The sequence below is a fragment of the Caldimonas mangrovi genome (assembly GCF_023721835.1).
In the GTDB taxonomy this organism is placed as follows: domain Bacteria; phylum Pseudomonadota; class Gammaproteobacteria; order Burkholderiales; family Burkholderiaceae_C; genus Caldimonas; species Caldimonas mangrovi.
This window is the reverse complement of the sequence record NZ_JAMKFE010000030.1, coordinates 1-10483: the sequence shown is the minus strand read 5'-3', so window position 1 is coordinate 10483 and position 10483 is coordinate 1. Positions and strand designations below refer to the sequence as shown.

Here is a 10483-nt window from a genome sequence, read left to right as displayed (position 1 = left end):
TGAATCGCCCCGGGATTTGAGGAGGCTCTTTTCTCTGAGAGGATGGAGCCATGAACAAGAAGTCGAACAAGTTCTCACCCGAGGTGCGCGAGCGCGCGGTGCGTATGGTGCAGGAGCACCGAGGCGAGTACCCCTCGCTGTGGGCGGCCATTGAATCGATTGCACCGAAGATCGGCTGTGTGCCGCAGACCCTCAACGAATGGATCAAGCGCGCCGAGATCGACTCAGGCGCCAGGGAGGGCACCACCACGTCGGAGTTGCAGCGCCTGAAGGAGCTGGAGCGCGAGAACAAGGAGCTGCGCCGCGCCAACGAGATCCTGAAGCTGGCCAGCGCGTTTTTCGCCCAGGCGGAGCTCGACCGCCGTCTGAAGTCCTGAAGGGCTTCATCGATCAGCATCGACAGGCCTACGGGGTCGAGTCGATCTGCAAGGTGTTGCAGATCGCCCCGTCAGGCTATTGGCGCCACGCCGCGCAGCGACGCAATCCAGCCATGCGATGCCAGCGAGCCAAGCGCGACAGCGCCTTGACGCCGCACATCGAGCGCGTGTGGAACGCCAACATGCAGGTCTACGGCGCCGACAAGGTCTGGAAGCAGATGAACCGCGAGGACATCGCGGTGGCGCGCTGCACGGTCGAGCGACTCATGCGCCGCCTGGGCCTGCAAGGCGTGCGCCGCGGCAAGGTAGTGCGCACGACCATCAGCGATGCCAAGGCGCCGTGCCCACTGGACCGGGTCAATCGCGTCTTCAAAGCCGAACGTCCCAACCAGCTCTGGGTCTCGGACTTCACCTACGTCAGCACCTGGCAAGGCTGGCTGTACGTGGCCTTCGTGATCGATGTGTACGCGCGGCGCATCGTGGGCTGGCGCGTGAGCAGCACGATGCGCACGGACTTCGTGCTCGACGCGCTGGAGCAGGCGCTGTACGACCGTCAGCCCGAGCGCGATGGCAGCCTGGTTTGCCACTCCGACAGGGGATCGCAAGGCGGATTCAAACGGTCGTCGCAACACCGGGTTACGCGACAGATTTTAGGTAGTCGTTCAGCGCTTCTGCTGGTGTCTTCCAGCCCAACATCTTGCGTGGCCTGTTGTTCAGGGTCAGTGCCACAGCTTGAATCTCTTGCTCACTCCACCGAGACAGGTCGGTGCCCTTGGGAAAGTATTGGCGCAGCAGCCCGTTGGTGTTCTCGTTCGTGCCGCGCTGCCATGGACTGTGAGGATCAGCGAAGAAGACCTTCACTCCAGACTCGATGGTGAATCGGGCATGGTCCGACAGCTCCTTGCCACGATCCCAAGTCAATGATTGCCATAACTGGGTAGGCAACATCGTCACTGTCCTTTTGAGAGCGTTGCTCATGGTGACGGCTGCGTAACCCGCCAGCGCAGGACCGTTCTTCCTTCGCGGAGTCAGTCCATAGCCCGCCTCGCGCGGCAGGTGCACGAGCATGGTGAAGCGGCTTGACCGTTCCACTAGTGTCCCAATGGCCGACCTGTCCAGACCGATGATCAAGTCCCCCTCCCAGTGACCGGGTACAGCACGATCTTCTACCTCAGCAGGGCGGCTGGAGATCATCACCTCTTCACTCACATGTGTCCATGCTTTGGCCTGGGACCTGGCCCGTGGCGTGCGCAATGCACGCCCTGTGCGCAGATAGCTGACAAGCTCGCGCTTGAGGGCGCCTCGACCCTGAATGTAGAGAGCCTGGTAGATAGCTTCATGGGAAATGCGCATGGACGGATCATCGGGGAAGTCAACCTGCAGTCGGTTGGCAATCTGCTCCGGCGACCAGCCGTTGACCCACTTGCGGTCACCGCGATGAGGCTTGTTGCGCCCGATGAACGGCGCTTGTCGGGGGCCGGCGACCTCGTGCCCTTGACCATCGTGGATCGTCCCCTCCAGGCGATCTTGGACATATTCGCGCAGACGCGGGTTCATCACCAGTTTGGCCGGCTTGGGCCTTCTTGCCACCAGCTCCGACTTCCACTGCGCGACTGACGCCCGATACTCGAGCTCGCCACCGCGGGTCGCAGCGTTGCGTGTCAACTCCCGCGAGACAGTTGAGGGGCTTCGACCAATACGACGAGCTATCTCCCGCACACCGACATCTTGGGCTCGCAGAAGCCCAATCTCTTCTCGCTCCGCGAACGACAGATACCTTCGAGAAACAGGTTTCGACATGAACAATGGCATGCCTCCACGATGCCGGAACCAGCGAGAGCCCACGGCCTGCGATACGCCAACCGCCTCGGCCGCCCTCTCACTGGTGATTCCGGTTGCGATCTGTGCCCAGAACTGACGCTCGACCTCTCGCCGAAGCGAAGGAGCCCCTGGCGAGCGCATTGCCCCTCGCCCCGTCAGCTTTTGCATCCACCCCGCAGGTCGTCCCATAAACACCTCCAAGATTGATGGTGTTGCGACGACCGTTTGAATCCGCCCAATACGTCAGCATTCGCTACACGGAGCGACTGGCCGAAGCGGGTATCGAGCCCTCTGTGGGCAGCAAGGGGGACAGCTATGACAACGCCCTGGCCGAGACCATCAACGGGCTGTACAAGGCCGAGTTGATTCACCGCCGGGCACCCTGGAAGACCAGGGAGTCGGTGGAGTTGGCGACCCTGCAATGGGTCTCCTGGTTCAACCATCACAGGCTGTTGGAGCCCATCGGCTACATCCCGCCAGCCGAGGCTGAGGCAAACTACTGGCGGCATCTCGCCAATCAGGCCTCCATGGCGGAGCCCTGACTTAAACCAATCGGCCTCCGCGAAACACGGGGCGATTCATTGAGACTCCTGAAGCAGTCGCTCAACGCTCTGGATCGCTGCCTTGCTCAATAAGCCGGCGAAGGCTCCGGGGATCGATGTCGGCGAAATCGAATTCGATCCAATCATCGTCTGATTCGGCATGCTTGATGATCTGAGCGTTGGACAGACAGCGGCCTCCGGCTACCAGCCGTGCGATGTGCTTGGCCGTGAACTCGTTACGTGCCGCAAACTCTGCTTGGCTCGTGCGGCCGGTCAGCAGGTCCTGGAAGGCGAGCATTGAGAGCCTGACCCGGGTGCCTGACAACTGGCCACCGCCCTCATGGTCCGTCCAGGGTCGTTCCTTCTTCGCGTTCATGGGCGTCCTGTGGATCTTGGGAACGTTTGTCGCAAGCACATCGACCAGTGCCTGGAGGGTCTCGTCGGACAGCGGGTGTCTGGCAGCGCCTTCGTTTCGCACGACCGAGATCTTCAGGTTTCGAGAACGCTCGCTGCCGAAGTGGCCCCACCTGTCTTCGACCGTGAGGATCAGTACAGCATTGATTGTCGTGGACTGCTGTGGCGAACCCTTCTGGATGATCCAGGGCCCATTTGGGCCGGGTAGACCGAGCGTAGGTCTGCCGGATATGAAGTCGAAGACAGCGTGAGCAGCACTTTCAGGAGACCACCGTTGCTGTAGCTGCTCCCTCAACATGCGACAGTCGGCGTCGCACAGTATCAGGACCGATGGCAACCGAAGATTCGACGACTTAAGCTGCTTCGACTTCCCCCACAGCTTCTTGAGCAATCGTCTACGGTTGTGCTCATTGAAGCCCCGTGCCGAGTAGCCAGCCACTGATCCGCTGGAGTACTGTGCACCAGGCCGAAATACGACCGTCGTTACCGAGTCGCCGACGCGGTGTTCCAGGGTTCGAGTCTGATCTGGTGCCGCTGCGACGGCTTCGACGAACTCACGCACTTCGGGTCGCCGCATGAATTGATGCAGCTGGCTTCTCGGTGGCAGCCCAGCGGTCGGAAGCCCTCGATCGCCGACAGGCCAAACCGCGTGAACGTCCAGTGCCCCAACTGGACGCCCCGTCAGGCGATTGATGGCACGATAGAACAGCATGCCCAGCGCATCGTCTGCGAAGCGCTCCTCGAGGTCTTGGTCATTCAGTGCAGTGACTTCCACGACGATCGGCGAGTGCCCGGCCAACGTGAAAACCGCATCTGGCACGCCTGGCTGAGCTGGTGGGGCAAGGTCGAGCGTTCCTCCCCGAGCCATCTGACTCAGCGAGAACAGCTCCCACTCAGCAGCGAGTGCGGTGTGACCGTCGCTCGTCAGGCGACCGAGAAGGTCTGCCTCGCATCGGGTCCGTACGTGTGGAGGCAGGCCGCGCAGCATGGAGGCCAGGGTGCGATTGCTGAAGATCGGCACTGTTCTATCCTCGTGTATCCCCGCTGCCATCCTTCCGTTCGTCGAACAGTAAGCGCAGCGCGTACGGAACAAACCGAGGACGGGTCACCCCGGCGAACATCACGAGCAGCCGCTGCACCTCGTGACGGGAGAATCCTGCCGGCGGCACGTGCAACTCCAGGCGTGCGGGGCGTAGGGTGCTTTCACTCGCACGTTTCCCCACCCGCTCAACCTTGCCACGCGCTTGGCGCAGTTGCTTGGCCAACTCGCCGGGAGCGGACCCGCTTTCCGGGATCGAGACCGATTCCGCTAGCCGACGCAGCAACGACCGGATCGGCGGCAGATCGCCACTATTAAGGCGTTCCGCCACGCGCTGCGGGTTAAGTTCCACAGGGAACGAGATTTCGCCTAACGCCTCTCGCACGGGTGTCCATGTCGACTGCGACGCCGCGCTGGTAGGCTGAGCGTCCTTCAAGAGCTGCGCCCAGTGCGCCTCCGTGTCGACGTGCATTATCGAGCCAGTCAGCGACGCCAGATACAGGGCGGCTTCCAGGCTCAGCCCCTTGAAGATCTGGTTCTGAGCACCGTCTTTGCCCACGGGAAGAGGCTGTAGCAACGTGTAGGGGTCGGCCTGGGCCTGGCGCCTGAAGTCCGCGATGAGCCGATCCATCATCGCGGCGTCGGCGTCTGGCATGTGCTCGGCAATGAAGCGCCGCTGGGACGCCTCCGGCAACATCCAGAAGAAGCGGCGGGTTTCCTCCTCTGCGAGCTTCAGGAAGCGGTGCATACCGCTGCCTTCGGGCGGTTTCCATCCGTCGGTACGCCGCGTGAGCACTTCCCGGACATGATGGCCGAGCGCGGGACTGACCTCACCCGGATCGGGCACCAGATGCACGAGTCCGGCGCGGATAAACGGCTCGAGGACCAGAAGTAGCATGACGTTCTTGAGCGTCTGCATCTTATGGCCGGTGGGCGACTCGATGGGGCTGAACTCCGGCTTCATGCGCGTGCCCAAGAAGAATGGGTTCACAAGCAAAATCTCGTCGATAAAGGGCAGCCAGCCCAGGACCGTCGCTTCGACAGTACGCGGATCGCTGAAGCCCATGTAGACCGAGCGCAGGACTTTCGGGTTGGGCCGCGGTAGCAGGGAAGCAAGATCAGTGTCCTCAGGCCAGAGGCTCGCGAATGCGCGATGAATGCGCGTGACCTGGTCGTCGCTCAGGTTGCAGCGCACGTGCTCCCAGGATGCCCCGTCGGACAGTCCAAGGATGCCCTGAATGGCATTGCAGAACATCAGGTTGCGCTCGCGCAGGCCATAGAAATCCCACGACGGGCGCTCTGCGGCGGGCAGCCGCTGGCAGCAGTCCTTGTAGGCGTAGGCGCTGCCGCAGCCGCAGAAGTCGTTTGCCCCAATGTTCTTGCGGGGGGACTTGCGGATCAGGTACTCATGGGCCTTGGAAGTTCGGCCATGCTCGTCCCAATAGCCAGAAGTGCCATCTTTGTAGCCGACGTAGATCTCCCCGCCGAAGCGCCACAAATCGGCCTTGGGCAGTAGCACCTTGGCGATTTCCGCCCATGACGAGTTGAACTCCCGATCTGGGTAGAGCCACGTCTTGTCGGCAGCTGCGATGTAGCGCTTCGCCCGCGACTTGAGCAGGTGGTTGATCGCGATCACCTCGTCCCGCCTCAGTCGCCGGTCTCGAATGAAGTTGTCGGTGCGAGTCATGCCCACGCCCAGGTGCCGAGCGTTCGTGCGCAACCGGGTCAGATCCAGTTGCTCCGGCTCCTTGGCGTACTCCAGGTGGGTGAGGATCAGGCATGTGTTGGCATCCAGCGCAAACACCGTTTGAGACCCGACGGCGGCGACAAGCGGATCCTGGGGGTACGCGCACTGCTCGGAACTGGCATCCACCCCAGCGTTGTAGACGGTCACCGGATGGTCCGTCAGGATGAACTTAACGTCAGAGTCCTGCGCCGAGACGATCTCCCGCACGCCCTCGACCCACATAGTGCAATGCATCAGCCGCAATGCCTGCATCTCGACCATAAGGTCGACTTGGCCCAGAACTCCATAGCACGAACGGATCCAATCTAGGCCCTTAGGCGTGCGCAGCTTCTGCGCTGCCATGTGCTCAAAGAAGTCTTCGAACGATGCGTGCACGTCGGCGTGATTTCCAAGCGCGAAGGCGGAGACTGCTCTCGCGCCTTGGTCGTCGATGACACCAAACAAGTGTCTTTCCACTTCGTCGTTGACGATCGGGCCGAAATGCGTAGTGTAGAGGTCGTACTCCACGAAGCAGTTCGTCGGGCCCCATTCGTGAAGCGCCGTACGCAGCACTTGCCCGCCATTGGGCAGCGTCTTGCGATCCGGGTCCAGGTTGAGATAGAAGAGGCGAGACTGCCCGGGCGCGAGGAAGCGGCGCTGGTACCACTGTGGGACGTAGTGGTTGTTCCGGGTCTTCTGATTGGTCATCCGCTCACTTGGCACCGCTTGATACCCCGATTGTCCCCCGGCAAAAGCTGGCTTGATCGCGGTAGCCGTCCGATGGTGTGTTCAGGGCCACGGGATGGAAGGGCCGCTCCGAACCTGCCTTTGGTTAACGTCGCGTCATGGCCGAGACTGGGTTGATGGCGAGCTTGCCGTAAGCTGACCTTAGGTTCCGCAAGGTTCGGACACGATGGTCGGCTTTCTGGTGCCGCCGCGAATTTACGCACCCGGCCATGAGCGGTCGTTCTTCGGTGTGCTCGATAGCCGACAGCCGGCTGGTCAGGTTCGACGGCTCGGGGCAGCCTTGATGTTGCCCGCGTTCTGTGGCGGCTGGTGCCAAGCCACAGACACGCAGATCAACGCGCCAGGAATGCCAGCGCTTTGGGTACGAAGTCGGCGTGAAACTGGAACACCGCGCCGTGCCCTGAATCGGGATAGATGATGAGCTCGCTGTTCGGAAGTCGGCGAGCCAGATCATGCGTGTTCTGGCTCGGGACCATGCGATCGCTGTCGCCATTGGCGACCAGGACAGGATGATGAACCTTCGACAGATCCGCCGGCGGCTTCTCGCCCCAACGGCGCAGTGCCTTCAATTGCGCCTGCAACGCGGTGATCGTGATTTCCTTGTCACGGTCGGATGAGCGTTCCTTCAGACGCGCCAGGAACTCTTTGCCGGCGCGGATGCCGGAAGGCGTGCGCGTGAAGAAGAGGAACTGCTTGGGGTCATGGAACGTGAGCCACCCTCGTACCATGTCGAGGTAGGTCACCCGGGCCACTTTGCTGATGCCCTCGCCGCCGGCCGGGCCCGTGCCGGTGATGATCATGCGGCGAATGAGTTGCGGTGCCATCAGCACGATCTCTTGCGCCACCATGCCGCCCATCGAGAATCCGAAGAGATCGACCTGATCAAAGCCCATCGCTTTGATGAATGTGATCGCATCCCGCGCCATCTCTTCCATCGACGTGGCCGGGGATCCGCTCGACGCGCCGACACCGCGATTGTCGAACGCGATCACCCGGTGCTTCACTGCCAGGCCGTCGATGACGCGAGGGTCCCAGTTGTCGAGAACGGCCGCCAGGTGAAGGAGGCACACGACCGGCGGCCCGGGATTGTGCGTGCCGAGTTCCCGGTAGGCGAACGTGACGCCGCCGGCGGTGACCGTTTGCGTGGGGACGTTTTTCCACGTCACCGCCGAATTTGGCTGTGTGCTCATGGCACTTTCCTCGTTTCGTCGATGGGTTCCTCGATGAATGCAGGCGTGTCGGCAGAAGGGGGCTCGGCGGCTGAAGATCCCCGCGGCTGTGCCGAGGCGTCACCTGATCTGGACGACGACCTTGCCTTTGGCGCGGCCCTGGGCCAGGTAGTCGAGCGCGTGCTTGGCCTGCTCGAACGGGAACACCTTGTCGATCACCGGGCGGATGCGCTCCGACTGGAGGAGCTCACCAATCTCCGCGAGCTGTTCACCATCGGGACGCACGAAGAGGAACGAGTAGTCGACTTGCCGCTTTCGGGCGAGCCGCAGGATCTTGCGGCTCATCATCCAGAAGACGAAGGTCAGAAAGAAGTTCAGCCGCTTCGCGCGTGCGAATGCTGCATCCAGCGGACCAATGAGCGAAACGATCTTGCTGCCCGGCTTGAGGATGCCAATGGACTTCTCGATGGTGTCGCCCCGGACCGTGCCCAGCACCGCGTCGTAGTCGCGCAGCACTTTCTCGAAGTCCTGCATCTTGTAGTCAACGATCTCGTCCGCGCCGAGGCCACGCACCAGATCGATGTTGCCGCTGCTGACAGTCGTTCCCACCTTGGCGCCGAGGTGACGGGCCAACTGGATGGCAAAGGTGCCGATCCCGCCGGAACCAGCGGGGATGAACACCTTCTCGCCTCGCCGAAGACTGACGCGTTCCTTCAGCGCTTGCCACGACGTGAGCGCGACCATCGGAACGGATGCGGCCTGCACGAAGTCCAGATTGACCGGCTTCAGAGCGGCGGCGCTCTCAGGCACCGCGGCGAACTCGGCAAGCGAACCCTTGCCCAGGTCGAACAGGCTCGCGAAAACCTCGTCGCCCGGCTTGAAGCGGGTCACGCGGCTGCCGACCTCGACCACCACGCCGGCAAGGTCGCTGCCCAGCGTGGCAGGCAATTTGAAGTGCAGGACAGGTTTGAAAGTACCCACCGGCACCACGTTGTCGATGGGGTTCACTCCCGCAGCGTGGACCTGGACCAGCAATTCATCGGGTTGCAACGTGGGGCGAGCCACGTCGGTGAATCCGATCTCGGGCGACTTGCCATAGCGTTTGAAGGTGAGTGCTCTCATGGATTCTTGTGCTGCTCTGGAAGAGCGCTGGTGGTGATTCGAACGACTGGGTGAGGACAACCGCATGAAGAGACATGCGGTGGCGCCTGCTGGATGAACTTAATGATGACGAACATAATCAAACTAGTCAATGGTTTGATGATGAACGTCATCAATGTATAGTTTCAGCACAGCAAGGACGTGAACCCAGGGCGGGCGAGACATGAAGGTGACCAAGGCGCAGGCGCAGGCCAACCGGGCGCACATCATCGAGACAGCGTCAACGCTGTTTCGCGAACACGGCTACGACGGCGTTGGCGTGGCTGACCTAATGGCTGCCGCGGGCTTCACGCATGGCGGCTTCTACAAGCACTTCCGCTCCAAGGCGGACCTGATGGCGGAATCGGCCGCCTGTGGCATGGCGCGGACCGCCATCCTGACCGCCGAGGCCGATCCCAGGGAATTCGTGCGGCAGTACCTCGCGCGCGCGCACCGCGACAACCGCGCGACCGGCTGCACGATGGCCGCATTGGGCGGCGATGCTGCGCGGCAACCGGAAATGGTCAAGGCGACGTTCGCAGCCGGCATCGAGAGCCTGTTGGCTGAGATGGGCCAGCGGCGCCCCGCCTTGTCCCCGGACGATGAAGCCCGGGCGCGGGCCAGATCTCTCGACATGCTGGCGCACGCGGTGGGTGCCGTCGTACTGTCGCGCGCCTGTCCGGACGATTCCCCGCTGGCCGACGAGATACTCGAGGTCTGCCGCGACGCCATCGTGGCGTCCTTGAAGCCACCCGGGCCCGTGGCCGCGACGCCAAGCAGGCGCAAGTCCCGCTGACTGCCAACGACAGTCGACGAGCCAATCGGCTTCGTCACGGCTGCCCAAGCGAAGTCATCAGTGCACACCATGCCGCCGGTCTCACCGGCGGCTGAGCCGTAGCGCCCCGCTGCGATATCGCATGCCAGGCTGGAGCGACGCTTGGCATTGCCGAAGTTCGGCACCGTCATCCCGCACTGCTTGCCGGGCGCAGCGCGTGCCGCACGCGGATGTGCCCGATTAGGCCGATCGACTGGAATTCGGATGGATGGCTGATGCCGCGGGGTGAGCGTTTCGAGCTGACAGTCGAACATCTGCCCTGAGTGCAAACACCACCGCGCGAGGTATTCCTTCCTCCGTCAGATCGGCCGGCCAGCCGCCACGGTCAGCTTCTCAAGGATGTGAATGTCGGTAGTGGGTCGATAGTGCCAGCCCACGCCGAGTGCAACCGGTCGTTTGAAGCTTGGACGGCGTTCTTCGTGATGAGCGCCCGGTCTTGGAGGTGAAGCGGTCACACGACGAACGGGTCGTCGAATGACCGGTGGCAGCCGCAGCTGTCGATCAGCAGGTCAGCGGCGAGTGACTCAGATCAGTCTGCGGACTAAATGTGAAGCTTCAATAGGTTGTATCCGGTGTTCATCCGGACTGGGTTTGAGAGACTGGAAGTCGCCAAACACCCAATCCACCCAAAGGATCCAACCGGATGAACACCCATAAGCATGCCCGACTTACG

Annotated in this window: 6 protein-coding genes, 2 pseudogenes and 1 other annotated feature; of the genes and pseudogenes, 3 read left to right on the top strand and 5 right to left on the bottom strand. The window is 62.2% G+C overall.

The window, feature by feature from the left end:
• Positions 1 to 50: 50 nt before the first annotated feature.
• Positions 51 to 982, top strand: a pseudogene (locus tag M8A51_RS25910) (IS3 family transposase); the annotation flags it as partial.
• Positions 332 to 448: a sequence feature (AL1L pseudoknot), on the top strand. Its footprint overlaps the pseudogene before it by 117 nt.
• A 31-nt stretch (positions 983 to 1013) precedes the next feature.
• On the opposite strand, the gene M8A51_RS25905 reads toward M8A51_RS25910, so the two are convergent.
• Positions 1014 to 2366 (bottom strand): IS30 family transposase, encoded by a 1353-nt coding sequence (locus M8A51_RS25905; RefSeq protein WP_251781520.1) that lies wholly within the window; start codon positions 2364 to 2366, stop codon positions 1014 to 1016.
• Between the two features lie 65 nt (positions 2367 to 2431).
• On the opposite strand from M8A51_RS25905, the pseudogene M8A51_RS25900 reads away from it, so the two are divergent.
• Positions 2432 to 2740: pseudogene (locus tag M8A51_RS25900) on the top strand (integrase core domain-containing protein); the annotation flags it as partial.
• A gap of 61 nt (positions 2741 to 2801) precedes the next feature.
• Here M8A51_RS25900 and M8A51_RS25895 read toward each other — a convergent pair.
• From M8A51_RS25895 to M8A51_RS25880, 4 genes are all read right to left on the bottom strand, one after another.
• Positions 2802 to 4175, bottom strand: a complete 1374-nt coding sequence (locus M8A51_RS25895) for a hypothetical protein (RefSeq protein ID WP_251781518.1) — start codon at positions 4173 to 4175, stop codon at positions 2802 to 2804.
• A 4-nt stretch (positions 4176 to 4179) separates the two neighbouring features.
• Positions 4180 to 6627 carry a DUF4238 domain-containing protein gene (locus M8A51_RS25890; RefSeq protein WP_251781517.1) on the bottom strand — a complete coding sequence of 816 codons (2448 nt, stop codon included), beginning with the start codon at positions 6625 to 6627 and terminating at the stop codon, positions 4180 to 4182.
• Between the two features lie 371 nt (positions 6628 to 6998).
• On the bottom strand, positions 6999 to 7856 hold the full coding sequence (locus M8A51_RS25885) for an alpha/beta fold hydrolase (protein WP_251781515.1): 858 nt from the start codon (positions 7854 to 7856) through the stop codon (positions 6999 to 7001).
• A 99-nt stretch (positions 7857 to 7955) separates the two neighbouring features.
• Complete coding sequence (locus tag M8A51_RS25880; protein ID WP_251781514.1) at positions 7956 to 8957, bottom strand: NADP-dependent oxidoreductase; 1002 nt, start codon at positions 8955 to 8957, stop codon at positions 7956 to 7958.
• Between the two features lie 202 nt (positions 8958 to 9159).
• Here M8A51_RS25880 and M8A51_RS25875 point away from each other — a divergent pair, with 202 nt between their 5' ends.
• Positions 9160 to 9771 (top strand): TetR/AcrR family transcriptional regulator, encoded by a 612-nt coding sequence (locus tag M8A51_RS25875; RefSeq protein WP_251781513.1) that lies wholly within the window; start codon positions 9160 to 9162, stop codon positions 9769 to 9771.
• Positions 9772 to 10483: the final 712 nt, after the last annotated feature.